The 25179-nt window shown below is 37.0% G+C and carries 25 protein-coding genes; 13 read left to right on the top strand and 12 right to left on the bottom strand.

The annotated features are described in order from the left end of the window. Both BLW74_RS19540 and hemN read left to right on the top strand, forming a co-directional pair. The gene (locus tag BLW74_RS19540) at positions 1-1032 is read left to right on the top strand and encodes a WD40/YVTN/BNR-like repeat-containing protein (RefSeq protein WP_089695350.1); all 1032 of its coding nucleotides are present in this window, start codon (positions 1-3) and stop codon (positions 1030-1032) included. A gap of 178 nt (positions 1033-1210) precedes the next feature. Further along, the gene (hemN, locus tag BLW74_RS19535) at positions 1211-2569 is read left to right on the top strand and encodes an oxygen-independent coproporphyrinogen III oxidase (RefSeq protein WP_089695347.1); all 1359 of its coding nucleotides are present in this window, start codon (positions 1211-1213) and stop codon (positions 2567-2569) included. Between the two features lie 114 nt (positions 2570-2683). On the opposite strand, the gene BLW74_RS19530 is transcribed toward hemN, so the two are convergent. Next, positions 2684-4051, bottom strand: coding sequence for a PQQ-dependent sugar dehydrogenase (locus BLW74_RS19530; RefSeq protein ID WP_089695345.1), 1368 nt, complete (start codon positions 4049-4051; stop codon positions 2684-2686). A 217-nt stretch (positions 4052-4268) separates the two neighbouring features. On the opposite strand from BLW74_RS19530, the gene secD reads away from it, so the two are divergent. The 5 genes from secD to BLW74_RS19505 all read left to right on the top strand — a co-directional run bounded on the left by secD (position 4269) and on the right by BLW74_RS19505 (position 11382). Beyond that, positions 4269-7178, top strand: a complete 2910-nt coding sequence (secD, locus tag BLW74_RS19525; RefSeq protein WP_089695340.1) for a protein translocase subunit SecD — start codon at positions 4269-4271, stop codon at positions 7176-7178. A 293-nt stretch (positions 7179-7471) separates the two neighbouring features. Then, positions 7472-8044: a hypothetical protein gene (locus BLW74_RS19520; RefSeq protein WP_089695337.1), complete on the top strand. Its 573-nt coding sequence runs from the start codon at positions 7472-7474 to the stop codon at positions 8042-8044. Between the two features lie 84 nt (positions 8045-8128). Continuing rightward, positions 8129-9094: a hypothetical protein gene (locus BLW74_RS19515; protein ID WP_139265771.1), complete on the top strand. Its 966-nt coding sequence runs from the start codon at positions 8129-8131 to the stop codon at positions 9092-9094. Positions 9095-9227: 133 nt separating this feature from the next. Continuing rightward, a complete protein-coding gene (locus BLW74_RS19510) occupies positions 9228-10478 on the top strand; it encodes a TCR/Tet family MFS transporter (RefSeq protein WP_089695331.1) in 1251 nt (416 codons plus the stop codon). Between the two features lie 103 nt (positions 10479-10581). Next, positions 10582-11382, top strand: a complete 801-nt coding sequence (locus tag BLW74_RS19505) for an arylamine N-acetyltransferase family protein (protein WP_089695328.1) — start codon at positions 10582-10584, stop codon at positions 11380-11382. A gap of 90 nt (positions 11383-11472) precedes the next feature. On the opposite strand, the gene BLW74_RS19500 is transcribed toward BLW74_RS19505, so the two are convergent. Next, a complete protein-coding gene (locus BLW74_RS19500) occupies positions 11473-12423 on the bottom strand; it encodes a hypothetical protein (RefSeq protein WP_089695325.1) in 951 nt (316 codons plus the stop codon). Between the two features lie 394 nt (positions 12424-12817). On the opposite strand from BLW74_RS19500, the gene BLW74_RS19495 reads away from it, so the two are divergent. The 5 genes from BLW74_RS19495 (at position 12818) to BLW74_RS19480 (ending at position 15051) form a co-directional block, all read left to right on the top strand. After that, the gene (locus BLW74_RS19495) at positions 12818-13159 is read left to right on the top strand and encodes a Sec-independent protein translocase subunit TatA/TatB (protein WP_089695322.1); all 342 of its coding nucleotides are present in this window, start codon (positions 12818-12820) and stop codon (positions 13157-13159) included. Between the two features lie 2 nt (positions 13160-13161). Continuing rightward, entirely contained in the window at positions 13162-13728 is a 567-nt protein-coding gene (locus BLW74_RS19490; RefSeq protein WP_089695319.1) for a phosphatase PAP2 family protein, read from the top strand. Beyond that, positions 13725-14255 (top strand): tetratricopeptide repeat protein, encoded by a 531-nt coding sequence (locus BLW74_RS19485; protein WP_228424979.1) that lies wholly within the window; start codon positions 13725-13727, stop codon positions 14253-14255. Before BLW74_RS19490 ends, BLW74_RS19485 begins: the two co-directional genes overlap by 4 nt. Before the next feature lie 74 nt (positions 14256-14329). Further along, complete coding sequence (locus tag BLW74_RS22725) at positions 14330-14536, top strand: hypothetical protein (RefSeq protein ID WP_262487326.1); 207 nt, start codon at positions 14330-14332, stop codon at positions 14534-14536. Positions 14537-14598: 62 nt separating this feature from the next. Next, positions 14599-15051 (top strand): tRNA (cytidine(34)-2'-O)-methyltransferase, encoded by a 453-nt coding sequence (locus BLW74_RS19480; RefSeq protein WP_089695316.1) that lies wholly within the window; start codon positions 14599-14601, stop codon positions 15049-15051. Between the two features lie 71 nt (positions 15052-15122). On the opposite strand, the gene BLW74_RS19475 is transcribed toward BLW74_RS19480, so the two are convergent. Further along, complete coding sequence (locus tag BLW74_RS19475) at positions 15123-15596, bottom strand: 23S rRNA (pseudouridine(1915)-N(3))-methyltransferase RlmH (RefSeq protein WP_089695313.1); 474 nt, start codon at positions 15594-15596, stop codon at positions 15123-15125. A gap of 264 nt (positions 15597-15860) precedes the next feature. On the opposite strand from BLW74_RS19475, the gene BLW74_RS19465 reads away from it, so the two are divergent. Beyond that, the gene (locus tag BLW74_RS19465) at positions 15861-16874 is read left to right on the top strand and encodes a YihY/virulence factor BrkB family protein (RefSeq protein WP_089695307.1); all 1014 of its coding nucleotides are present in this window, start codon (positions 15861-15863) and stop codon (positions 16872-16874) included. On the opposite strand, the gene nhaA is transcribed toward BLW74_RS19465, so the two are convergent. The 9 genes from nhaA to BLW74_RS22565 form a co-directional block, all read right to left on the bottom strand. Beyond that, positions 16871-18049, bottom strand: coding sequence for a Na+/H+ antiporter NhaA (gene nhaA, locus BLW74_RS19460; protein ID WP_167358479.1), 1179 nt, complete (start codon positions 18047-18049; stop codon positions 16871-16873). The genes BLW74_RS19465 and nhaA overlap by 4 nt on opposite strands. 2 nt (positions 18050-18051) lie before the next feature. After that, on the bottom strand, positions 18052-20262 hold the full coding sequence (locus tag BLW74_RS19455; RefSeq protein ID WP_089695300.1) for a RelA/SpoT family protein: 2211 nt from the start codon (positions 20260-20262) through the stop codon (positions 18052-18054). A 110-nt stretch (positions 20263-20372) separates the two neighbouring features. Beyond that, complete coding sequence (locus BLW74_RS19450; protein ID WP_089695297.1) at positions 20373-20738, bottom strand: hypothetical protein; 366 nt, start codon at positions 20736-20738, stop codon at positions 20373-20375. 618 nt (positions 20739-21356) lie between these two features. After that, positions 21357-21644 carry a hypothetical protein gene (locus tag BLW74_RS19445; RefSeq protein WP_089695294.1) on the bottom strand — a complete coding sequence of 96 codons (288 nt, stop codon included), beginning with the start codon at positions 21642-21644 and terminating at the stop codon, positions 21357-21359. A gap of 315 nt (positions 21645-21959) precedes the next feature. Beyond that, the gene (locus BLW74_RS19440; RefSeq protein WP_089695291.1) at positions 21960-22259 is read right to left on the bottom strand and encodes a hypothetical protein; all 300 of its coding nucleotides are present in this window, start codon (positions 22257-22259) and stop codon (positions 21960-21962) included. A 319-nt stretch (positions 22260-22578) separates the two neighbouring features. Beyond that, the gene (locus BLW74_RS19435; protein WP_089695287.1) at positions 22579-23283 is read right to left on the bottom strand and encodes a hypothetical protein; all 705 of its coding nucleotides are present in this window, start codon (positions 23281-23283) and stop codon (positions 22579-22581) included. Between the two features lie 442 nt (positions 23284-23725). Then, positions 23726-24280, bottom strand: a complete 555-nt coding sequence (locus BLW74_RS22830; protein WP_139265770.1) for an RHS repeat-associated core domain-containing protein — start codon at positions 24278-24280, stop codon at positions 23726-23728. Between the two features lie 56 nt (positions 24281-24336). Next, positions 24337-24660, bottom strand: coding sequence for a hypothetical protein (locus BLW74_RS19425; protein ID WP_089695284.1), 324 nt, complete (start codon positions 24658-24660; stop codon positions 24337-24339). Between the two features lie 29 nt (positions 24661-24689). After that, a partial coding sequence (locus BLW74_RS22565) for a hypothetical protein (protein ID WP_167358478.1) occupies positions 24690-25179 on the bottom strand: 490 nt, incomplete at its 5' end.

The raw sequence follows: 25179 nt of genomic DNA, 5'->3' as shown, positions 1-25179 counted from the left end.
ATGAAAAAGTTTTTTTCCATTGTATTTCTGTCTCTCGGACTCACCGCGTTTTCCCAGCAGGTGGAAAGCCTTGAAATCATTCTTAACGATAAAATCAGTATCAGGGCGCTGGAATTGTATGACAACAAAGTCTGGTATAGCGGAACTGATTCCAAATTCGGGTTTGTAGATCTAAAAGAATCTACTAATCAGAAGCAGATAAAACTGTCTGAAGATAAACTTCAGTTCAGAACATTGGCACAGGATAAAACATCATTTTATGCAATTAATATCGAAAGTCCGGCATATTTTTTTAAAATTGATAAAAAAGAGCTGATCTCTCAGGTTATTTTTAAGGACACTGCCAAAACCGCTTTTTATGATGCTTTACATTTTGTGAAAGACGGATATGGTATAACGTTCAGTGATCCGGATAAAAATCTTTTGATGAAGCTGGCGTTATTGTTTCCGCACAAGAAAATGTATGAGCTATGGAATCCTCCCATCAGCAATCATGAAAAGTTAAAGCTGAAAGAAGGAGAGGCCGCATTTGCCGCAAGCAATACCAATATTGCTTCCTACAAAGATATCCTCTGGATTGCAACCGGTGGAAAAGCTTCCAGAATTTTTAAGCAGAAAGGATTAGATTGGAAAATTATTGAAACTCCATTTATCCAGGGAGAATCTTCGCAGGGAATATATTCTATAGATTTTTATGAAGATAAGTTCGGGATTGCGGTTGGAGGAGATTATACCAGGCAGGAAGCGAATATCAATAATATAGCAACCACTTTTGATGGCGGAGAGACATGGCAGATTCAGGCGTCCGGACAGAATGCGGGTTACAGTACCTGTGTGAAAATTAAACCGGGATCCAAAGGAAAAGAAATCATTGCAGTAGGAGACAGGCACATCAGCTATTCTTCAGACTTTGGAAAGACCTGGAAGAAAATTTCCGATGAAAAGGGCTTCTTTGTCTGCCAGTGGATTGATAGCAGCCGTGTTGTTTTTGCAGGAAATAACAAAATTGCTGTGATGAAATTAAAATTTTAAATAAAACATATAGAATTTATCACTATCGGTCAAAAGCCTGATCATACGTATTTAGACTCATTATAAAATAGGACCTAACATAATTCATAGGTTAAAATTCATAACTAATGGTTAATTTTGTAAGGTGAAATTTTAATTATGTTAAATTTCATGCCTTTATAAATTTTTAAATTTCAAAATGAACTCTTTAATAGATAAGTATAATATTCCCGGACCGCGTTACACTTCTTATCCTACCGTTCCTTATTGGGATGAATCCACATTTTCACCGGAAAGATGGAAAGAAACCGTAATCAGGTCTTTTCATGAGAGCAATGCAGAGGAGGGAATTTCTATTTATATCCATCTGCCTTTCTGTGAGGCATTGTGTACATTTTGTGCATGCCACAAGCGTATTACCAAACAGCACAGTGTAGAAGTGCCTTATCTGGAAAGTGTTTTAAAAGAATGGAAGCTTTATCTTGATCTTTTTAATGAAAAACCTAAGCTTAAGGAACTGCACCTTGGAGGAGGAACACCTACGTTTTTCTCTCCGGAAAATTTAAGAACATTGCTGGAAGGTATTTTTTCAACAGTAGATATTGCAGAGCACCCGGAATTCTCTTTTGAAGGACACCCTAACAATACTACAAAAGAACATCTTCAGACGCTGTATGATCTTGGTTTCAGGAGAGTAAGCTTTGGCGTTCAGGATTATGACCCTAAAGTTCAGAAAGCCATCAACAGAATTCAGCCATTCGAAAATGTAAAAAACGTTACAGAATGGGCGAAGGAAATTGGTTACAGAGGAATCAGCCATGATCTTGTTTTCGGACTGCCACACCAGAATTGGGAGGCCATGGAACACACGATCAGAAAAACGATGGAGCTGAAACCAGACAGGCTTGCATTTTATTCCTATGCACACGTTCCATGGGTAAAAGGCGTTGGACAGAGAGGTTTTGATGAGAATGATCTTCCAAGCGGAGAAGAAAAACGCCGTTTGTATGAAGATGGTAAAAGGCTTCTTCAGGATTTAGGATATATTGAGGTAGGAATGGATCACTTCTCTCTTGAGCATGATGATTTGTATCAGTCTCTGATTCATAAAAAACTTCACAGAAATTTCATGGGCTATACTTCCAGCAAAACCCAGCTGATGGTGGGGCTTGGAATGTCTGCTATTTCGGATTCCTGGTATGCTTTCGCACAGAATGTCAAAACCGTGGAAGAATATCAGAAAATGGTGGAAGAAGGAGAAATTCCTGTCGTAAAAGGACATGTTCTGAATAAAGAAGATCTTATCGTAAGAAGACATATTCTGAATCTGATGTGTCAGCTTGAAACCACTTTTGACATCAATAATTCTTTTCCTGAACTTGAAAATGCCCTTGAAATGCTTAAAGAAATGGAAAATGATGGTCTCGTGAACATCAACGGAACCGAAGTTAAAATTACAGAAGAAGGAAGAGCGTTTACCCGAAATGTGGCGATGGTTTTTGACCTGAGAATGATGAGAAATAAACCGGAAACGAGAATTTTCTCTATGACAATATAAAATAAAGCGGTTCAGTTTTGAACCGCTTTTATTTTGGCTTTAAAATTTTAGCTGACATGCTTTGATGCGCTCCGTATTTTAAACGCCGCATACGTGCTATGTTAAAGAATAGTGCTACTTAATAATTATTTTTTGACTGTAAGATTTAAGTTCTCCGGATTTTAGATTGATATAGTACATTCCTGCAGGAATTCCTGAAATATTAATTCCCTTACCGTCAGTAATCTGATCAGTTTCCAGTACTTTTCTTCCCTCGGCACTGATAATTTCCAGCGTTGCTTTTTTATCTTTTACCCCATCAATGAAAATCTCTTTTGAAGCAGGGTTGGGGTAGACCTTGATACTGGGCAGAGTATTTTCATGAGTGCCTAAAGTACCGGTAGATATTTTAAAGATTTTTCCACTGTTGACTGCTGCAACGTACAGACCTTTTTGATAATCCTCTCCAAAAGTAGAAAAATTGTTTCCGGAATAAGGAGAAGTCCAGGTGATCGCATTGTTGCTGTCCAGAACTCCGATTTGAGTGGAACAGTAATCTGCGAAGAAATATTTCCCCTGTAGTGAAGGGTATTGGGTTCCTCTGTATACATAACCGCCTGTGATGGAGCATTTGCCTCCGGAATGATCATACACTGCAATCGGAAACGTCATCGTAGACTGTGCAGCACATCCTGCAGTATTGTAAACATTATTGCCTTCATAGCAGCGCCATCCATAGTTTAAACCTGCTGTGGTAATGGGCATTTTGTTGATTTCTTCAATGGCTCCCTGGCCTACATCTGCAATCAGTACATTTCCTGTTGTAAGGTCAAAAGAGAATTTCCATCCGTTTCTGAGGCCGTACGCCCAAATTTCATCAGCGCCATCCACTCCTGCTCCTGCAAAAGGATTATCCGGTGGAATATTGTAAGGGCCAGTGGCATCTACATCTATTCTCAGCATTTTCCCCAGCAGCGAATTTTTGTTTTGCGCATTATTATTTGGGTCACCGCCACTTCCTCCGTCTCCGGTGATGATCCAGAGTTTTCCGTCAGGAGCAAAATGAATGCTTCCTCCATTGTGATTGTCGAATGGTTTCGGAATGCTTAGCAGGATTTTTTCAGAATTAGGATCTGCTACATTCGGATCTGTGGTGCTGACGCTGTATCTGGCAACAGTAACGTTGCCGGCCGTGTTGTTATAATACACAAAAAAATACCCGTTCGTAGCGTATTGTGGGTGAAACGCCAGTCCTAACAGACCTCTTTCGCCGCCAAAAATAATTTTCGAACTGATGTTTAAAAAATTAGTTGTATTAACGGCTCCGGTGGGCTGCACAATCTTAATGATTCCGTTTTGCTGTACTACAAAAAGCCGGCTGTCATTGGCGTTTGTAATTTCTACGGGACTGGTAAGTCCGGTCACAAATTCTTCCAAATTAATGCTTTGAGAATTAACGATTAAGGAAGAAAAGATGCTGATGCTAAAAAGTAGTTTTTTCATAATATTTTGAGAGTTAGTGTGTTGAAAGAGTGAATGAAAATTTTATACCAATCATATTTTGAAGACTTTACTATAATAGCGAAAAAAAATTGTTAAATCTTAAATAGAAATCGGAATACCAATATCTCTGAAAATAAACCATTTCTGTTGTTAAAAATTCATAAAATACAAGAAAATCATTATATTTGCCGACTTAATTTAACGTAGTTATAACAAAATGCAAGGAAAAGGACTTATTACAATTGTCGCTATTGTACTAGGGTTGATTTGCTTAAACGAGCTATTACCAACATGGTACGCCAGCAAGATTGAAAAGCAGGCAACTGCTATTGCAGGAGACAATCCGGAGAAGTATCAGAAAGAAATAACAAGACTTTCTAAGGATACTTTGAATTTAGGATTCACTAAACTTTATTACACTAAAGCCAAAGACAAGGAAATGAAACTTGGTCTTGACTTGAAAGGAGGGATCAACGTTCTTTTGGAGATCAACCAAAGGGATCTTGTGAATGATTTAACCAATTATTCCACCAATCCTGTACTTATCGAGGCTTTAAACAAAACTGATGAAGCACAGAAGAATTCTACAAGACCTTACATCGACAACTTCTTTGACCAGTTCGATGTAGTTAACAAAGCTAAAGGAACAAACCTTAAGTTGGCAGATCCGGAAATTTTCGGAAATACTACCCTTACTGAGGTGAAGTACAATACGCCTGATGAGCAGGTAAAAAGCATTGTTAAAAGAAAAATTGATGCGTCTGTAGGAACAGCTTTCGAGGTAATCAGAACGAGAATTGACAAGCTTGGAGCCATCCAGCCAAACGTTCAGAGAGTTCCTGGTACAGCGAGAATTTCTGTGGAAATGCCTGGTATGAAGGATATTGATAAAGTGAAGAAAATGCTTCAGACTTCCGCAAAACTTCAGTTCTGGGAAGTACAGCAGGTTCCTGAAATTGCGCCTTATTTCCAGACTTTAACAACTATGGTTGCTGCAAAAGGTGATTCTATGGGAGTGGCAAAGAATGTGAACTTCATGAACCTTTTACATCTTGACAAATTAAGAACCAATGGTGTAGCCAACGTAAAACTATCTGATACTGCAGTTGTAAACAAAATATTGAACAGCAAAGTAGGTCAGTCCTTACGTCCGGCTAACATTAAATATACACAGTTCATGTGGGGTTACAAACCTGAGGCTACAGATACGGAAAGCTTGGTATTGTATGCTATCAGAGGTAACATCAACCAAAAAGCTCCGGTAGACGGTGCTGTGGAAACTGCCAACATCAGCTACGACGAACTGAGCAGAGTGGTAGTAGATATGCAGATGGACTCCAAAGGAGCAAAAGAGTGGAAAACATTAACGGAGAAAAACGTTGGAAAACCAGTTGCTGTAACGCTTGATAACAGAGTTTATACAGCTCCGAACGTTGTAAATGCTATCCCTAACGGTAGAACTCAGATCTCTGGTAACTTCTCTCAGGAAGAAGCTAAAGAACTTGTAGACGTATTAGGTGCGGGTAAACTGCCTGCAGGTGCAAAAGTAGTTCAGGCTACGGTTGTAGGTCCGTCTTTAGGACAGGAGGCTATTGATTCCGGTTTAATGTCATTCATCATTGCGTTTGCTATTATCATTGTGTACATCATTTTCTACTACGGTGGAGCAGGTGTATATGCGGTAATTGCAATGGTGATCAACTTATTCTATATTTTCGGTATCATGGATTCGGGAGACTTTACGCTTACCCTTCCAGGTATCGCGGGTATCGTTCTGACGATGGCAGTAGCCGTGGATACGAACGTTATCATTTATGAAAGAACCAAAGAAGAATTATTCGCTGGGAAAAGTATTCTTGAAGCTTACAAAGATGGTTTCAAGCATGCATTGAACGCGATTATTGACGGTCACACTACTACGTTCCTGACGGCAGTTGTACTGTTCTTCTTCGGAACAGGACCTATTAAAGGTTTCGCATTAACCCTGATGATCGGTATCCTGATGACCTTGTTTACGTCTGTACTTCTTTCAAGAGTAATGATCTTCTCAAGATTAAATAAAGGAAAAGGTCTTTCTGTCTGGACTCCAGCTACCAAGAACCTGTTCAGAAACACATGGATCGATTTCATTGGAAAGAGAAAATATGCATATATCATTTCTGCGGTTCTTACCGTTATCTGTGTTATTTCAATAGCAACACACGGTTTCAAATACGGTATCGACTTTACCGGTGGTAGAAACTATGTGGTAAGATTCGACAAAGATGTGAAAGCTGAAGATATTGAAGAAAAATTAGTTGCTCTATTCAAAACTGAAGACGGTAAAAACTCTTCTGTAGAAGCTAAAACTTTCGGAAATAACAGACAATTAAAGATCTCTACAGATTACCTTATCGAAGACGAATCTTTAAAGGCTGACCAGATTATCGAACAAAAATTATTTGAAGGTTTAAAAACAAACTTACCGGCAGGAACTACTTTGAAAGATTTCAAATCTGCTGATAAAGATCATGCAGGAATTATTTCTTCTGAAAAAGTAGGACCTTCTGTTGCAGATGATATCCAGACTCACGGTATTTATGCGGTATTAGCTGCATTAGCGATGATCTTTATCTACATCCTGGTAAGATTTAGAAAATGGCAGTTCTCTCTTGGAGCGGTAGCTGCTCTGTTCCACGATGCGGTCATTATTTTAGGAGCCTATTCATTGCTTCACAAATATATGCCGTTCAACATGGAGATCAATCAGGATTTCATTGCCGCGATTCTTACGGTATTAGGTTATTCAATTAACGATACGGTAATTATCTTCGACAGAATTAGAGAATACCTGAGAGAGAAAAAATCTCTAACATTGGCAGGTCTGTTTGATGACTCTATTTCAAGTACATTGGGTAGAACATTCAACACCTCATTCACCACTATTTTGGTGATCCTTGCGATCTTTATCTTCGGAGGTGATAACCTGAGAGGATTCATGTTTGCGATGTTAATCGGTATTGGATTCGGTACTTATTCATCCATCTTTATTGCGTCTGCAATTGCTTATGACTTCCTTAAAACAGGAAAAGAAGAAGAGGTGCACGGAAAATCCACTTCTGCAAAAGAAGAACTTGCTTCAAAGTAATACACACTACAATAAATTAGTAAAGGCCGTTTCGAAAGAAACGGCCTTTTTTTTATGCTCATCTATGGATGTAACCTTTTTGAATAATTTATATGTGTTGCATAGTATGCTATTTGATTAAAGTTAGTTTAAGAAATAACAATATGTAAGAATTATGTTTAATAATTCTAATGGTTTTGATTAATTTTTTATACATAATATATTGATAATAAGGTGTTTGTGTACTTTATTTTTGTTTGTAAATAACGTTTTATGTAGTAAATTATTTTATATTTACACCAAACAAAACAAAAATGAAAATCGAAAAATTATTCATTACTGTGGCATTGCTTGCCGGCAGTTCTCTCTTTTCACAGATTGGAATAGGAATACCCAGTCCCGATACGAGTTCTGCATTAGATGTTACCAACTCCAGTAAAGGAGTATTAATTCCCAGAATTTCCGATTTGTCAACAATTGTCAATCCTGCTAACGGTTTGCTCGTATACGACCTCAAAAGGCAGGCATTATCCCAAAATGCAGGAACCTCAGACCTTCCCAATTGGGTTCCGATCAGTGGTAATATTGTTAAGTTTTTCTATATGCCCTCCATTAGTATAGATACTTCTGTGGCAGGCACAGGAAAGACAAAAGATTTATTCCAGCTTTACAAGACTCAATTTTCTGCGCCAAAAGTCTCCAGTACCGGTGCTCCGGCAGCTATTCCCTTTTTTACCAATCCGTCAGATCTGTATTATTATGTGACAGATTTTGACAATACAGTTCTCGGTAATGTCAGTATAGACGCCAACGGAATATTAAGTTATGATGTGATAGGGCCGGCCACTGCGTCCTCTTTTGTCAATATTGTGTTCGTAATCAGGTAGTTTAAATGGCAGGCTGTCATTGTAATCATCCCTTTTCAGGGATGAAAATTCTCTCTTGTATACATTTACATTTTAAAATTATTGATGATGAAAACAAATTCAATATTACGCGGGATTTTGACCATAGTGTGCTTTGTGGTAGCTTCCCAGCTACAGTCTCAGGAGATGGTAACGCTGCCTAACGGTGGATGCGGAAGATTGCTGGATACTAATACTTCAAGCTCAAATGATGGCGGACTGCTTTGTGTCAGGCTGGGGAAAGAAGCTGTTAATCCCGGCAATATGACAGATACGGATGTAAATTCATATGCTTCTTTAAAGCCGGGTACAGGTGCTGGTGTTCTTTGCAGTATGTCTTTAGGGGTAGGAACTACGGGAGCCGATTTTCAGGCAGATAAACCGGTCTATATTGATTTCGCCTCGGATGGTTTTAACTTATATCCCAGCTTTAATGCCGGAAACTTTGTTTTCTACAATAACGGGCAGGAGGTTTACCGTGTGGGAATTAATGAGCATCTTCTTCTGGATCTTGGAGACAGTAAGGGACGCAGGATTATGAAAGTAACTCCTCCGGCGGCGTGGGATGAAGTTCGATTGGTTTTTGGTGAAGCTCTGGGTGCAGGTCTGGTATTTAGCCAGATAAGGGTGTATAATATCCTTTCGGAATACTACCTTGCTCCTCTGACTTATCTTTCCCAGCCCGGTGATCATACAGTACCTGTTGGCGGATCGGCAACGATAACCGCCGTAATCAGTAATACACCTACAGATGAAACGCCTGATAATATAACGTATCAGTGGCAGGTTCTTAAAGGAAGCATCTGGACTAACCTTGTCAATGATTCTCATTACAGCAATGTTAATTCATCTGCGCTTATGATCAATGATATTCCTGAGGCATTCAATAATAATCAATACAGGGTAGTGGCCCATTCCAGTTTCTATACATGTGCTTTTCAGGCCGTTTCCAATGTAGGAAACCTGTATGTAAACCCAATCAAAGGTATTATTACCAACAGAATGATTTATACAAAACCCAGCAACAATTAGCAAAATACTGATTAATTGATATGAATAACCTGCTTCAATAATACCTCTGAGACAGGTTATTCGTATTTTATTAAATATCCTGACTTACAATTTAGAATCATTATTTTCCAGATTTGATTAATTTTGCACCATCATGGAAAATTCAAAGAAAAAAGCAGCTATAGGCTTCATATTTATTACTTTACTGATCGATATAACAGGGTGGGGAATCATCATCCCTGTAGTTCCTAAATTGATAGAGGAGCTCATTCATGCAGATATCAGCGAAGCAGCAAAATATGGCGGCTGGCTGGGATTTGCCTATGCATTTACACAGTTTATTTTTTCTCCGCTTGTTGGAAATCTGAGTGACAAATACGGAAGAAGACCCATAATTCTGATTTCTCTCTTCGGATTTGCGATTGATTATATTTTCCTTGCGCTGGCTCCTACTATATGGTGGCTGTTTTTGGGAAGAATTATTGCAGGGATTACAGGTGCCAGTGTCACCACTGCCAGTGCCTATATTGCCGATATTTCTACGGATGAAGACCGGGCTAAAAATTTTGGACTGATTGGAGCAGCCTTTGGATTAGGCTTTATTATAGGCCCTGTTCTGGGGGGAGTTCTTGGGCATTACGGTGCAAGAGTTCCTTTTTATGCGGCTGCCGGTTTATGTTTACTTAATTTCCTGTATGGATACTTCATCCTTCCTGAAAGTTTGGATAAAGATAAAAGAAGAGAATTCGACTGGAAACGTGCCAATCCTATAGGGTCATTTAAATTTTTAGGGAAGCATCCCGAAATTTCAGGGCTTATTGTTTCATTGATATTGATTTATATTGCTGGCCATGCCGTACAGAGCAACTGGAGCTTTTTTACCATGTATAAATTCAGCTGGACAGAAAGAATGGTGGGAATCTCACTAGGCGTAGTAGGTTTATTGGTAGGTTTGGTACAGGGAGGGCTTATCCGGTATACCACACCAAAGTTGGGAGAGCAGAAAAGTATTTATTACGGATTAGCTTTCTATGCCATAGGAATGCTGTTATTTGCTTTTGCTTCCGAAGGCTGGATGATGTTTGTATTTTTGGTACCGTATTGTCTGGGAGGGATCTGCGGCCCTGCTTTACAGTCTGTTATTACGAAAAGCGTTCCTTCTAATGAACAAGGGGAGCTTCAGGGAGCGCTGACGAGTCTGATGAGTGCAACATCCATTATCGGGCCTCCCATGATGACGAATCTTTTTTACTATTTCACCCATGATGAAGCACCGTTCAAATTTTCCGGAGCACCTTTCTTTTTAGCATTTATTTTAATGGCGGTCAGTGTAGTCATTACCTATTCTGCTTTTCAGAAAAAAGGAAAAGATGCAATAGATGTAACCACAAAAAAAGACTTTTAATTAACAATAGATTTGTTCTATTCTGAACATATTGCTAATGCGCGTTTCATCTATTTGATAATTTTACAAGAGTAATTTTTACTCATTTTTGAAACAACTAATTATGAACGCATCAGATCTGAATACATATTTTGAAAGAATTCATTTCTCCGGAATTCCGGAATTGAATTGGGAAACGCTAAGAAAAATACATCAGCTTCATCCGAAATATATTCCTTTTGAGAATATTGATTCTTATACAGGAACCGTTCCTTCCTTAAAAATTGATGAAATTTTTAAAAAACTGGTTCTCGAATCCAGAGGTGGATATTGTTACGAACAAAACCTGCTGTTGAGTGAAGTTTTAAAAATGTTAGGATTCAATGTAAAGCTTCAGCTCGGAAGAGTAGTGTGGGGAAGAGAGGAGGATAGTATTGCTGCACAAACCCATCTATTGCTTATTGTGGATTTTGAAGATCGCAAATATTTGGCAGATTGTGGCTTTGGGACAGCTACCCTTACGGCACCCCTACTTTTGCATGAAGAAGATCAGCAGCAAACTCCCAACGGAATTTTTAAAGTTTCCCGCAAAGAAGATACCTATATACTCTGGATGCAGAAAGAGCAGTGGCTTCCGGTATACCGCTTCATACCGGAGCATGTAGAACCTATTGATCTTGATATTTCCAACTGGTATTTGTCTACCCATCCGGATTCTCATTTCAAAAACAGGCTGATTCTCTCCAAAGTTGATGAAAATGCCCGGTATACTTATACAGATGGTGTATTGAATATCCGGTCTGCTGATGGTGCTAAAGAGTCCATATCTATAGAAAATGACAGCCAGCTCTATGAGATACTGGTTCATACTTTTGGATTGAAAGAGAATGCTATAGAAGCCCTGAAATTAAAAGCTGGTGCCTGATAAGGCCCTACAAATATAAATTTTACTCATAAAAACGGGAAGCTCACTGAGCTTCCCGTTTCCTTTAAAATCAGATTTTTATGAAGATAATTATGGATAAAGGGATTTTGTCCCATTACTTACGATATTGCTTCCTAATCCTGAAAATGATACTGTGAAATTGCTGGAATTAAAACTTAAAGATCCTGTAGGAGTACAAAGTCCCAACGCATAACGGCATTGTCCGTAGGCTCCGGTTTTCTTAGTAATTTTGCTCTCACTTTTTGCCTTTCCCAAGCTGATGTATCCCCAGTCGCTTACATCCGCATTGGAAACCGTAGAACCGGAGTAATAAATTGTAATCTGATATCCGGCTTCACCTCTCTTAGAACCCCACAGCCAGTTGGCTGTCCACCACTGCTTATACCATGTTGAAACCACTTTTGATGCCTGATTGTTGTTAGAAGCCTCAGCATTCCCTCTGGTATCCATCATAACAAGTCCTCCGAAGATGTTATCCCAGATAATTCCTGAATCATTGTAAAAGCATACCGTAGTAAATTTTCCGCTGTTGCTGTTCCAGGTTATTTCCATTACATGGGTTTCGGGTTTTATTTCTTCCGTAATGGCTTCTCTTAATCCCTGTTGTGCTGTAGTAAGGTCTTCCGCCGTATACAGTTCACCCAATTTCCCTATTTTTACTGAAGACGGATCCATGATGTTTCCGGAAGCGGTGTACTGTTCTTTATCAGTGATCAGGCTTTTGGAAAGCTCGATTCCTTTTGGAGTTGTAATTTTTCCCAGAACAGCTACTCCAGCTATCTGCAAATCATTTTTCAGATAAATTCCGAGATTTTTTTGGGATTCATTCAGCTGAAGTTGTACGGCATCAGGAACAGTTGGCGACAGGAGAGGAGTAATTTCCCTTTTAAGGTCATCTGCGGTTACCTTTGCCTGAACAGCCTCCTGCTGATTCATTTCGTTGTTTTCGTCGCGGCAGCTGTGCAATGCCAGTACCGATAAGACAGCGAAAACTTTAAAAGTAGTCACTAGTTTTTTCATAATAAATATTTATTGGTTTGTGTATTATAAATATACAGAATTGTTGCGTAATTCTCATTGTCTTGAATTAAATTTTTGTTAATTAATAGTTGATGATTGTTAGGTTATGGGTAATAAATAATAAGGATTAGGGAAGTGAGCGTTAAGAGTTTAAGGTGGCAGATAAGCTGAAACTGATATAGCATGGTAATCATAATCCAAGACTTTTAACACCCCGAAACCCGGCAACAAATAAACCACCGATCTGCTCACTGAAATAAAATTAACCTGAATCCTGAATCCCCAGGAAAGTGGCTCAGCCTCCAAAAACCATACAACTTTATAAAATCTTAAAATTTGTTTAAATTTTTAGTTTACATTCCCTAAATGCAATAATCTTTTGTAATTTTACCAAATGGAATTAAGCATTGGAGAAATGGCACTCATTGCCATTGCAATCGTTGTATTATTCGGTCCGGATAAACTGCCACAGATTGCGCGTGACTTAGGTGCAGGCGTTAGAAAGATGCGTGGAGCGGTAGAAGATATCAAAACTGAAATCATGAAGGAAACAGATAATCCTGTTTCTGAGATCAAACGTGAGATTGAAAAGGTAAAAGATGCGGCAAAGGATTTTAACCCGATGAATGATATCCAGAAAGATATTCTTACAGAGCCCTCTTCAGCGGCTTCTAATGAACCTCCAAAACCTAAGCCGGCAGATGATGATACTTACGAAGGACCTGTAAGCAGATAATCATGGAGGAAATTATTCAGGAAGATAAGAAGGTATTTCTTTACCTTAATAATTTGGGCGACTCATCTTTCGACCAATTTTGGATGCTGATTTCCAGTACATGGATCTGGGTTCCTCTTTACATCATATTTCTTTATTTTTTATACAAAAATCATCAGCTAAGATCTTTAGTTTTTATTCTTATATTTTTGGCTATCGGTGCAACGGTTTCAGATCAGCTGGCTGGTGTTTTCAAATATGGAGTGGCAAGGCTGAGACCCTGTCATGATCCTACACTGGAGCATCATATGAGAATCGTGAAATGCGGCGGACAGTATGGGTTTTATTCTGCCCACGCCTCTAACACATTTTTTCTGGCTTCATTTTTAAGTATTTTACTGAAAAATAAGCTTAAATGGTTTCCATATGCTATATTTGTATGGGCTATAGTGGTTTCCTACAGCCGTATATATTTAGGAGTGCATTTCCCGATAGATATTTTGGTGGGGGCGTTTGTTGGATCTTTATTGGGAGTGATATTTGGTGCACTCACCAAAAAAGTGATCAATAAACAAACTATAACTTCATGAAAAAAATTTTATTACTAGCAGCTTCCTTCTGCATCTCTCTGAATTTCTCTGCCCAGGATAAAAAACTGGCTGAAGAATGTTTTAATAAAGCCGATTATAAATGTGCCGAAGAGCAATATTTAAAACTCGCAGAGAAAGAACAGATCCAAAAATTTCAATCGGAATATTATGATTATCTCGGAACTTCTCAGAGAAGACTCGGAAAGACCACGCAGGCTTTTAAGTCTTACGAATCTGCGTTGAAAGCAAATCCGCTGTCAGTTTCCGTTTATGCCAATCTTTCGTCGCTTTACAGCCAGAAAGGAAATAAGGTAAAAGCGCTGGAATATATAGAAAAAGGGCTTCAGGTGAATGCTGAGACTCCGGATTTATATCTTACGCGTTCCAAAATTTATGACAGCCAGGGAAAAAAAGACCTGGCCATAAAGATCTTAATCAGATTCTCACTTTTGCTCCTGATAACCTTTTTGCCAAAACCGGATTGGCCAATCTCAAAAAGAATAATGGAGATCTTGAGGGAGCTTTGAAAGATTATAATAAACTTCTCTCCGAGAAGCCGGAATCATTGCTTTATAATGGGCGGGCAGATGTTTACTTTAAAATGAAAAAATACAAGGAAGCTCTTGCAGATGCCAATAAAGCAATTTCTATAGATCCCAAATTTGCACCGTCTTATGTAAGCAGAGCTATGATTCTGTTTGATACTTCCAAACTCAGGGAAGCTTGTGAAAACCTCGATAAAGCAGTGGCATTAGGTTATGAAAAAGCTGTGCTTACTGACGTTTATGCTAAATGTGTAAAGAAATAATTTAAAAGACAGCCCCATCATTTATACCCATCCAAACAAAAAACGAATAAAGCGATAGAGAGATGTTGAATATTGTTCTTGTAGAACCCGAAATCCCCAACAATACTGGAAATATCGGAAGACTGTGTGTAGGAACAGAAAGCAGACTGCACCTGATTCATCCATTTGGATTTGTGATTAATGATAAAAATCTTAAACGTTCCGGACTGGACTATTGGGTTCATCTTGATGTGACTGAATATGCAGATGTGGATGAATGGATTGAAAGTATTCCTGACCGCTCACGTGTTTTTCTAATGAGCTCGCATGCTGAAAAATCTTATCTGGAAACCGATTTTCAGGACGGAGACTGGCTTGTGTTCGGAAAAGAAAGTGTGGGATTGGGCAGAGAGGTTCTGGACCGTTTTGAAAATCATTTGACCATTCCTATGTCAAAGCTCATCAGGAGTTTTAATATAGCGAATTCCGTTGCTTTTGTGGTGGGCGAAGCAAAGAGACAGATCAGTTTGAAATAATTAATTTTAATAAGCAAAAAGCTTGAAATCCTATAAACTATAAACCCTTCTGAATCTTGAAGGGTTTTATTTTAATCGTTATGGTAAGGCTTTCCCTGTAAAATCTGATCGGCGCGGTACAGCTGTTCCACTATAAACAGGCGGATCATCTGGTGGGTAAAGGTCATTTTAGATAAGGACATTTTTTCATTTGCTCTGCTGTAAATTTCTTCTGAAAAACCGTAGGCTCCTCCAATCAGAATATGTACTTTTTTTACAGAAGAATTCATCCAGGTGTCAATTTTCTGTGAAAATTCACGGCTGGTAAACTGTTTTCCTTTTTCATCAAGAATAACCACCAGATCATTTTTATCAATATGATGTAAGAACAGCTTGGCTTCTTCTTTTTTGAGCAGGTCGGACGATAGGTTTTTGGCATTTTTAACATCCGGTATTTCCGTGATTTCAAAATTCCAGTGTTTGGGTAAACGGTTAAGATAATAATTGATTAAAGAGGTAATTTCCTTATCATCTGTTTTACCGATGCAAAGTAAGCTGATGCGCATTTTGAGAAGTTTCAGCTGCAAAGATAAGATTTCAGGAGATAATGATCAAAGTTTTTGGCTCAAGTGTTTTTTTACTGCGGGTTGTCCGGCCGCCGGTTTTTCCGGTTCAGGATTTAAGATCAGAAGGGAAGAAATCGAATCGTGCTTTTTTAAGAAACAGTATTTGCCCCAATTCCTGCTGCCAAACATCTGCCGTCTAATTCCCCACGATCTTTTTCCTATTTAATTTAATTCCCCTACCTTTGTATAAAGACAAACAGATCGATGAGTGTAAAAGTTCCTAAGTTTATTTTAAAAATTCAAGAGTTTTTTGACAGCATCCATATTCCGGTTTTAGGAATATCGCTTTGGCAGATGTTTCAGATCTATATCTCCGGAATTTTCAAAGGGAAGATAGGAAGAAAAGCGGCTGCCATTTCCTGGAGCTTTACCATAAGTCTTTTTCCCTTTATACTCTTTTTACTTTCCGTTTTACCTTATATGCCGCATTACGACAAGCTTCAGTTCTATATTTTTGATGTACTGATGCATAATGTTTTTCCCTCCAATATGGAAGGTGATGTAAGAGGGTATATCGAAAACAGCATCATCCCGAACATGAGAGGAATCAGTAATCTCACCATTATTCTAGCGCTTGTTTTTGCCACCAATGGTACATTTTCCCTGATCAATGGCTTTAATGAAAATTCGGATGAAAAACTAACGGATGTAAAGGAATTTATTCTTTCATTCTTTATCACAATAGGCTTTATTACTATTGTCTTTTTAGCCCTTTTCGGGGTATATTATGTGGAGGTCGTGATGAAGCTTTTTACGCCGGCGTATGATATTACCTGGCTTGTAGACAACCTTTCCAGCATTATCGGATTTGTTTCTTTCCCTCTTTTCTATTTTATACTGCTGACTTTATTTTACTGGCTGGGAACCGTAAAAATTACAAGATTCCGTCAGGCTGTTCCCGGAGCTATTTTAACAACTGTCTTGTTTGTACTCACGACTTATATTTTTGCAATTTATGTAAAGGATATTGCGCGCTATAACGTTTTGTACGGGTCCATAGGAAGTATGATACTGCTGATGGTGTGGGTAAATGTGAATGTTTATCTGCTTTTATTCGGGAATGAACTGAATATGGCGATCAGAAAGCTGAGAATAGAGAAACTGCTGTCTGATGAAATTCGTAAAGAAACCGTTCATTACCGTAATGCCGTTACAGAACCAGATTTTGATAGTGCTGAGGAACATAAGAGAAAGCTGGAAAACCGTAAGAAAGATTAGTTTTCTTCCAGTTCCGGATTTTCTTTTGAACTTATACTCAATATGGTGAATCCGGCAATTGCAGCTACAAAAGAAGCTATCAGAATGGCAAACTTTGCTTCATCCTGAATCTCAATTTCACCTTTAAAGGAAAGCAATGCAATGAAAATGGACATGGTAAATCCGATTCCGGCCAATAAACCTACCCCGATCATCTGAAGCCAGTTGCTGTTTTGCGGCAGTGAGCTGAGCTTTAATTTAATAGCGATCAGAGAGAAAAGATTGATGCCAATAAGTTTTCCCAAGACCAGACCGCAAATAATTCCTAATCCTAATGTACTCGTAACTCCAGCTACCATTTCACTGGAAAAAGTGATATTGGTATTGGTTAAGGCAAATATAGGCATGATCAGAAAGCTTACCGGAATGTGAAGCTGATGCTCCAGTTTTTCCAATGGCGAAATTTCTACATTGGAGGCATTGGTAGGAATGGAAAAGGCCAATAAAACTCCGGCTATTGTGGCATGAATTCCGGAATGATGCAGGAAATACCACAGAAAAAGCCCCGGAATGATGTAAAATATTGTTTTGGTTACTTTTAAAAAATTTAAAACAAATAGGAGAGCTGTTACTCCGAAAGACAATAAAAGATAGCTCCAGTGGATTTGCTCAGTATAGAAAACGGCGATCACCAGAATGGCTCCAAGATCGTCTACAATAGCCAGTGCTGCTAAAAATATTTTGATAGAATTGGGTATTTTTTTACCCAGCATCGAAATGATGGCAAGAGAGAACGCAATGTCTGTGGCCATAGGGATTCCCCAGCCATTACCGTATTCGGTACCGGTATTAAAAATGCTGTAGATGACGGCCGGAACAAGCATTCCGCCTACTGCAGCAAAAATAGGAAGGGAGGCATTTTTAAAAGAAGACAGTTCTCCTTCCACAAGTTCGCGTTTTATTTCCAGACCTACCAGCAGGAAGAATACGGCCATTAATCCGTCATTGATCCAGATACTGACCGGATATTCCAATCCGAAAAGGTGGGTGCCTGCTTCCTTATCTAAAAAATGCTGAAAGTTTTCTGCAGCAGATGAATTGGCAATAAGCAATGAAATAAGCACACAGAAAATAAGAATAATTCCTGAGGACTGACTGTTGCTGAAAAATTTTTTAAAATAAAGAGATAAATTCATAATTATGATTGTAGTCGCCTCACTATGGAAACACCATTGATACTTTTAAGTTTTTTAAAGGTCTCTTCGAGCTGGCCTTTATTTTTGACCTCCAGATTGATATTTCCTGTGAAAACACCATTGTTGGATTCAATAGACATGCTTTTCATATCCATTCCCATACTTCCGCTGATAACGGTAGTGATATCGTTAATCATACCCATTCTGTCCAGTCCTTCAATTTCAATTTTCACTCTGTTTTTGAAGCTTTCCGCATTTACCCATTTGGCGGGAATCACACGGTAGTCATACTGTGCTCTCAGATTAATGGCATTCGGACAGGTATCGCTGTGCACTTTAATTCCGTCTGAGATGGTGATGAAACCGAAGATTTTATCCCCCGGAATTACCGTACAGCACTTTGCGTAGCTGTAGTTCAGCTTTTCTTCATCCTTTCCAAAGACAATCATGTCAAGATTTTCTTCCTTGTGCTCTTCGAAATGCTGGCTTTTGTTGGGCGATTTTCTGAATCTTGAAAGTAAGTTATTAAATACATTTTTACTTTCAATATATTTTCTTAAGCTGCTGACATCAAGTTCATTGCTTTGGAATTTAAGAAAGAGTTCCTGAGACGATTTTAAATTAAAAAATTTCTGAAGCTTATTAATTTCTTCATCATTAAAATTGATTTTGGCATGACGAAGTTTTCTCTGCAGGATTTCTTTTCCTTCTTCTACCAATTGGTTTTTCTGGGAGTTCAGATAACTTTTGATCTTGGATTTGGCTTTCGAAGTCACTACGAATTCCAGCCAGTCAGATTTGGGTTTCTGATTCTGAGAAGAGAGGATATCCACCTGATCTCCGTTTTGAAGGATGTAGGAAATAGGAACGAGTTTTCCGTTAATTTTAGCTCCCAGGCATTTCATTCCCAAATCGGAATGGACGGAGAAGGCAAAATCCAGCGCGGTAGCATTGGTTGGCAGAATTTTAATTTCTCCTTTCGGGGTAAATACAAATACTTCTTTAGAATATAAGTTCAGTTTAATATTATCCAAAAGTTCCGAAGTAGAGAGATTCTGCTGCTGTTCCAGTACCTCACGGATCTCTGTTACCCATTTTTCAAAGTTTCTGTCATCAGAACTCTGTTTGTAACCTTCCTTGTATTTGTAGTGGGCGGCAACTCCTTTTTCGGCAATTTCGTCCATTCTTTCTGAACGGATCTGAACTTCAATCCATTTTTTGTCCGGGCCTAAAACCGTTAAATGCAAACTTTCGTATCCTGTGGAACGGGGCTGGGTAATCCAGTCACGCATTCTGGAAGGGTTACTGTGGTAAACATCCGTAACGATGGAGTAGATCTTCCATGCCAAGAATTTTTCATTTTTCGCATCCGATTTGTAGATAATCCTGATGGCGTAGTTATCAAAAACTTCTTCAAAAGAAACCCCCTGTTTCAGCATCTTTCTGTAGATGGAGGAGATGGCTTTTGCACGTCCTTTGATTTTAAAGTTTAGGCCTTCTTCACCCAGTCGTGCCGATACTTCTTTTGTAAATTCGTTGATATATCTTTCACGGTTTTCTTTGGCAAGTTCCAATTTTTCCGTGATCTCGTTATATACTTCAGGACTGTTATATTTTAAGGAAAGGTCTTCCAGCTCAGATTTGATATTGTACAGCCCCAGGCGGTGAGCCATAGGAGCGTAGATATAGACTGTTTCTGAGGCAATTTTTTTCTGCTTATCGGGAGCCATGCTTTCCAGGGTCCTCATATTATGAAGACGGTCAGCAATTTTGATGAGAATAACCCTGAAATCTTCTGATAATGTCAGTAACAGTTTTCTGTAATTTTCAGACTGTACGGAAATATTCTGGTGGTTCATGATGGAGATTTTAGTCAGTCCATTCACGATATTGGCAATTTTTTCACCGAATATTTTTTTCAGGTCATCGTAGGTATAGTCAGAGTCTTCAATCACATCATGCAAAAGCGCACAGGCAATAGAAGTTGCTCCCAGACCAATCTCTGTGGCTACAATTTTAGCAACAGCAATAGGGTGGTAGATGTAAGGTTCTCCGGATTTTCTCCTTTGATCCTTGTGGGCATCCAGAGCGATGTCGAATGCCTTTCGGATGAGCTTATTATTTTCCTCATCCAATGTTCTGTATGTATTAGAAATCAGATCCTTATATCTTGCAAGGATCTCTTTATTCTCCTGTTCTAAATCGTAACTCATTTGTGCACATGCCTATAATATCACGAAAATACGAAAATTTTTAGTTTTTTCAAAGATAAAAGATCCGCAGTATGCACTACGGATCTCCGGCTATTAGATTTTTATATCGATTAGAATTTTACTTCAGAATTCATGCCGTCACTTGACGTTTTGATTTTAATATCAGGGCTGTTATGGATTTCGGCTCTGTTTCTGGCATCAATGTACCTTTTGATGGTATCGTAATTTGTTTCATTGATGTTCATGTTCTCAAACAGGTATGATTTCAAGGCTGCATTCTGAACAAAGGCATTTCGTGCAAGGTCAATCTGGTTGCCATCATGTACGGTAACACTTGCCAGATATTGGGAGTTGTGGGAACCTTCATTGAGGTATACAATGTAATCTGCGTTTTCAAATCCTGAATTTTCCAGATCACTTTCCAGTTTTTTGTAGTCGCTGTGATGAGCAAATACTCCAGCTAATATATGTGACATAGTTAATTGGTTTTAAAGTTATGACTAAAGTTAGTGATAATTTTCTGATTGACATTGTGTTTACGTTAATAATATTTGTTAATTAACATTGTGTTTTCAATAGAAGATGGTAATAATTAGGAATAATTATTGAACGGGTGTTTGATTTTAGTAAATGAGTAATATTGAGTTAGAGGAAAGTCTTGCTCTTATTATGATTTGTATTTAGTTTAATTCTTTTAATGTATGTAAGCATCGATCCCGTTTTTTCTCCAATATAATAATACTCGAATTTTTTACCACCAAATTTTTTATTATTCATAATATTATAAATTTAAGGGTAGGAGCAAGATGTAGCAAATTTATTTATTGCTTCAACAAGATTTTTACCTTCAATCCAAATTGAACAAGAGCTTCTTGAAAACTATTTCTACCACCGTTAAGTTTTGTATTTCTACCATAAAACAAAAATATAGTTTGTAACAAATCACTAGTTTCCATTTAATTTTCAGGAGCTCCTTCGCTGTTTTTTGCACAACTTATTCTGGTATTTCCACGGTGATGTATATTTTAACAATAAGAGTATTGAAAGCCAATACTCTTATTTATGATCAACATGGTTGAGATGTTAGCAATATTTTAACCAATTATTTCTTGTACGTAATCATCAGATTTATAAAAATCACTTAATTTTTGGCCACAAAAGGGGCAGTTGTTTATAAATAAACTCATTGTTTTTTCATCATTAATTGTATGAATATAACCTGATGTCATAACAAATCCTTTATCCACCATATTTGGATTAATAAGTTTTAATTTACTATATAGAGGTTCAGTAAATTTCACAATTCTAAAATTAAGACCAAATCCATTCTGTACACTATATGCGCCTTCTAGTCTTTCACAACAAAATTTTTTATTACTCATATTATTTTAAGTTTAAGGACAATGGTTTTAATTTATTTGTAGATAGGAGTGAGAAGCTCGTCAGGTTAAGTGAACATTAATAGTATTTTACCCTATGAGCAAAAGCATATTTTCTCTAAATTTTCCAATGTATTTAACAATCCTAAAATTAGACCCCATTATATTGTCACCTGAATTGTAAAATCTAAAATTTTCACAACAAAAATTTTTAGTATTCATTTTTTTAATTAATTTTTAGGAATATATAACATAGTTAGTTTACTTAAAACTTCATCAGATTTCTTTTGTAAATACTAACTAAAAATGCCTTAGATCTTATTCAATAGTTTCCTGTACATAATCATCAGATGTATAAAAATCTCTAAGTTTTTGATTACAAAAAGGACAATAATTAATTACGATTTTTTTGATTTTAAAATCGGTGATTTTATCACTGTATCCTTCAGTAATAAAAAAGGCTTTACTACAAACATCTTCTATTTTTTTACTATAAAATTTAGCTTCTTTAATAAGAACATTCATTCCATATTTTACAATCCTAAAATTAAGTCCCATCGTTTTTTCTCCAGTATAATAATACTCGAATTTTTTACAACAAAATTTTTTATTATTCATAATATTATAAATTTAAGGGCAGGGGTAAGATGTAGCAAATTTATTTATTGCTTCAACAAGACTTTTACCTTCAATCCAAATTGTACAATAGCTTCTTGAAAACTTGTTCTACCACCGTTAAGTTTTGTATTTCTACCAATAAAACAAAAGTATAGTTTTTAACAAGTCACTAGTTTCAATTTTATTTTCAGGAGCTCCTTCGCTGTTTTTTACAAAACTTACCCTGGCATTTCCAAGGTGATTTTACAAATGTTTTTAAAATTAGAGTATTGAAAACCAATACTCTAATTTATTGCCTATCTGTTCGGAATGTTAAACCTTATTTCACATTTTCAATCTTGAAACCAACATTTGTGAATTTCTCATAAAAGTCACTGAATAGAATATTGTTTGAAAAATTTTTTTCAAAATTTTTATATCCCTTTATTTTTAAAATTGGCATATTTTCTCTTTGATTTAACGATTCTTTGATGCTAACTAAACAGTCTCTAAAAGAATGGAATTCAGTGCCAAAATAACCGAACGAAGTAAAAAAAGATTTTCCAATTTCATAATATACATCTAAATCAATTTGTACATTTGATAGATCAATAATTATTGTTGAGTTTTTATTATCTATATTCTCTTTTACTCCAACTAGTAAAACACATCCTCTTAAATAATAATATTTTTGTTTATCATTCAGATCATACCATTTTATTTTTCCTTTTTGATCAGTAAGTAGTTTAAAATTATCAATATATCCTTGATCATATATTCCTAATGGATCATTGAGAATTCCTGATATGCTAATTTCTTTTGTGTTAAGTGTAATATCAGATGCATTAAAAACATATTCGTTTTTAAAAGCTTTAAAAGAAACCCTAATTATTAAATCTTTTAGTAATAGTTTTCCAAATTGTAAATTGATAAACTTAATATGTTCTCTCCGTATGATTATTTTATCAAAATCTTTTTTATAAATCAATTTTATATAGCTTGTTGTAAGCAATAAGTGTTCTTCTAATAAAAATTCTATTTTCATTTTACTGCCGAACTTGTCGGTAAATTTATAATTTTTGTATAATCATGATCAATAGCCAGTCCTCATTTCCCATCAGGATGTTGAACAATTCTGCTGCTAATTTAATCTAACAGAGCCAGGAACATCTTTTATTTTCCACTCTAATGATCCAACCCATTTTGGGCTTATTCCTGATCTATTTTGAGTAACGGCCTGTACTCCAAATTCATCAAGTTGTTTTACACCTCTTCCTGCTAAGATTTCAACCCAATCTTCTGTTACACTTTTTGGAAGATTCTGTGGATCAATTCTTTTTGGGCCAGCTCCCTAGATTTTTGACATGGCTTCTCTAGACAGTGCTTTTCTTTAAAGTCCTTCAGAAGCTGCTTCAGGATTTATAAAAAGCGTAGCAACTATACCTGCATTCTCTCTTTCCTCTGCATAAGATCCTACACCCATATTTTCAATTGCCTGAATAAGGGTCTGTACTATTAAACAACAAAGCACTAACAATTTGCCAAGTACTAATCTGGTTTGAAAACCGCTCTTCTGAAATTTTTTCAGCTGGTCCAACTTCTACTTTATTTTTAGTTTTATTCCGACCAAATAAATTTCTGAAGAAATTACCTATTGTCTCAAAAATACTAGGCTTAGGTCCTTGGGCAATTCTATTATTTCCATTATCTGTAACGCCAGAACCCTCATTAGTATGCATCCCGTCATACGTACTGAAAGACATCAGAGGATTATACTGCGATCCGTGAAACCCAAAGGTCTGTCCTGTAGTATCTGTAATATGCACTGAATCATCCATCCATCTTCCGTCCACATCAAATCTTGATACAGGATTATTGGCTACATAAGCAAATGGACTGGTAGATAGATAGCTTTCTGCAAGCTGATCTATCCCGTTCCATCTTCCTAAATCCGGCATATAGTCTCTCCATCCGTAGCTGTACATGCCTGTTTCCTGAAGCTCTTTGCCGTTATATTTTAATATCAGAGCATTGAATTTCAATGCTCTGCTTTATTACCAATATACTTGAAATAATATACTTGTTTTTTATTTTAGTCTTATTGTGAATTATTTTCATTTGGAACTATGAAATCAAAAAAAACTTTTGAATAATCTTCATTAAAAACAAAGAGCCTACTGATCATATCATATCTCACAACAACAAACTTTACATATCTAATAGATTCGTTTTTAATTAAAAGAAGATTATTTAAGATCTCATATGTTAATTCTTTTATACTTTCACTTTTAGCCATCTTATTTCTTCCTTTATACAAGGAAACTAAATCATCAAGAATTAAAGCGTGATTTGAATATGAAATTTCAAAATCATTTAATTGAGGATCATATTCTTTTATTTTAGAATAAATTAATTCATTCATTTTTTTGATATTATTTTAGAGTAAATTATTTATTGTCCAGGTCTAGGACGAACATATTCGACTTTTGCACCATAAACTACACCAGGAACAAGCCATTCGGCCTCCCCTAAATTAAAGGGATTAGGATTTGCTACACCAATCTTGAAACTTTTTGACATTATAATTCCAGGAACTGCTGGTCCAAAAGCTACTCCTGTAGCAAAATCTCTAGCAGTTTCCTTACTGGTAGTCCAACTTGTCCAAATACTAAGATTGTCTCCTCCAGCGTGTGCTTCCATGTCATTATGAGGACCAAAAAGTGAACTTACTTGATAATATTCCTTCGGAATTGCAATTCCAAAATGTGCATTTATATATTGGCTATTATCATTATGAAATATTTTTGATGAAACACCCCTATATAATGTAATCATTTGACCAGGATCTGGTTCATCAGCCGTTGTAGTAACAGGAATATCAGCAGCGCCTGTAAGAGGTATATCATAACCACTGGCATGTGAGCTATCTCCATTAAGCATT

It is taken from the genome of Chryseobacterium culicis (genome assembly GCF_900108365.1).
Taxonomy (GTDB): domain Bacteria; phylum Bacteroidota; class Bacteroidia; order Flavobacteriales; family Weeksellaceae; genus Chryseobacterium; species Chryseobacterium culicis.
The sequence above is the reverse complement of the archived record's forward strand: the minus strand, read 5'-3'. Positions and strand labels throughout refer to the sequence as shown.

What these genes read in the sequence shown, in the direction of transcription:
- BLW74_RS19540 (WP_089695350.1), top strand. Translation starts at nt 1, where the DNA reads ATGAAAAAGTTTTTTTCCATTGTATTTCTGTCTCTCGGACTCACCGCG.
- hemN (WP_089695347.1), top strand. Translation starts at nt 1,211, where the DNA reads ATGAACTCTTTAATAGATAAGTATAATATTCCCGGACCGCGTTACACT.
- BLW74_RS19530 (WP_089695345.1), bottom strand. Translation starts at nt 4,051, where the DNA reads ATGAAAAAACTACTTTTTAGCATCAGCATCTTTTCTTCCTTAATCGTT.
- secD (WP_089695340.1), top strand. Translation starts at nt 4,269, where the DNA reads ATGCAAGGAAAAGGACTTATTACAATTGTCGCTATTGTACTAGGGTTG.
- BLW74_RS19520 (WP_089695337.1), top strand. Translation starts at nt 7,472, where the DNA reads ATGAAAATCGAAAAATTATTCATTACTGTGGCATTGCTTGCCGGCAGT.
- BLW74_RS19515 (WP_139265771.1), top strand. Translation starts at nt 8,129, where the DNA reads ATGATGAAAACAAATTCAATATTACGCGGGATTTTGACCATAGTGTGC.
- BLW74_RS19510 (WP_089695331.1), top strand. Translation starts at nt 9,228, where the DNA reads ATGGAAAATTCAAAGAAAAAAGCAGCTATAGGCTTCATATTTATTACT.
- BLW74_RS19505 (WP_089695328.1), top strand. Translation starts at nt 10,582, where the DNA reads ATGAACGCATCAGATCTGAATACATATTTTGAAAGAATTCATTTCTCC.
- BLW74_RS19500 (WP_089695325.1), bottom strand. Translation starts at nt 12,423, where the DNA reads ATGAAAAAACTAGTGACTACTTTTAAAGTTTTCGCTGTCTTATCGGTA.
- BLW74_RS19495 (WP_089695322.1), top strand. Translation starts at nt 12,818, where the DNA reads ATGGAATTAAGCATTGGAGAAATGGCACTCATTGCCATTGCAATCGTT.
- BLW74_RS19490 (WP_089695319.1), top strand. Translation starts at nt 13,162, where the DNA reads ATGGAGGAAATTATTCAGGAAGATAAGAAGGTATTTCTTTACCTTAAT.
- BLW74_RS19485 (WP_228424979.1), top strand. Translation starts at nt 13,725, where the DNA reads ATGAAAAAAATTTTATTACTAGCAGCTTCCTTCTGCATCTCTCTGAAT.
- BLW74_RS22725 (WP_262487326.1), top strand. Translation starts at nt 14,330, where the DNA reads ATGAAAAAATACAAGGAAGCTCTTGCAGATGCCAATAAAGCAATTTCT.
- BLW74_RS19480 (WP_089695316.1), top strand. Translation starts at nt 14,599, where the DNA reads ATGTTGAATATTGTTCTTGTAGAACCCGAAATCCCCAACAATACTGGA.
- BLW74_RS19475 (WP_089695313.1), bottom strand. Translation starts at nt 15,596, where the DNA reads ATGCGCATCAGCTTACTTTGCATCGGTAAAACAGATGATAAGGAAATT.
- BLW74_RS19465 (WP_089695307.1), top strand. Translation starts at nt 15,861, where the DNA reads ATGAGTGTAAAAGTTCCTAAGTTTATTTTAAAAATTCAAGAGTTTTTT.
- nhaA (WP_167358479.1), bottom strand. Translation starts at nt 18,049, where the DNA reads ATGAATTTATCTCTTTATTTTAAAAAATTTTTCAGCAACAGTCAGTCC.
- BLW74_RS19455 (WP_089695300.1), bottom strand. Translation starts at nt 20,262, where the DNA reads ATGAGTTACGATTTAGAACAGGAGAATAAAGAGATCCTTGCAAGATAT.
- BLW74_RS19450 (WP_089695297.1), bottom strand. Translation starts at nt 20,738, where the DNA reads ATGTCACATATATTAGCTGGAGTATTTGCTCATCACAGCGACTACAAA.
- BLW74_RS19445 (WP_089695294.1), bottom strand. Translation starts at nt 21,644, where the DNA reads ATGAGTAATAAAAAATTTTGTTGTGAAAGACTAGAAGGCGCATATAGT.
- BLW74_RS19440 (WP_089695291.1), bottom strand. Translation starts at nt 22,259, where the DNA reads ATGAATAATAAAAAATTTTGTTGTAAAAAATTCGAGTATTATTATACT.
- BLW74_RS19435 (WP_089695287.1), bottom strand. Translation starts at nt 23,283, where the DNA reads ATGAAAATAGAATTTTTATTAGAAGAACACTTATTGCTTACAACAAGC.
- BLW74_RS19425 (WP_089695284.1), bottom strand. Translation starts at nt 24,660, where the DNA reads ATGAATGAATTAATTTATTCTAAAATAAAAGAATATGATCCTCAATTA.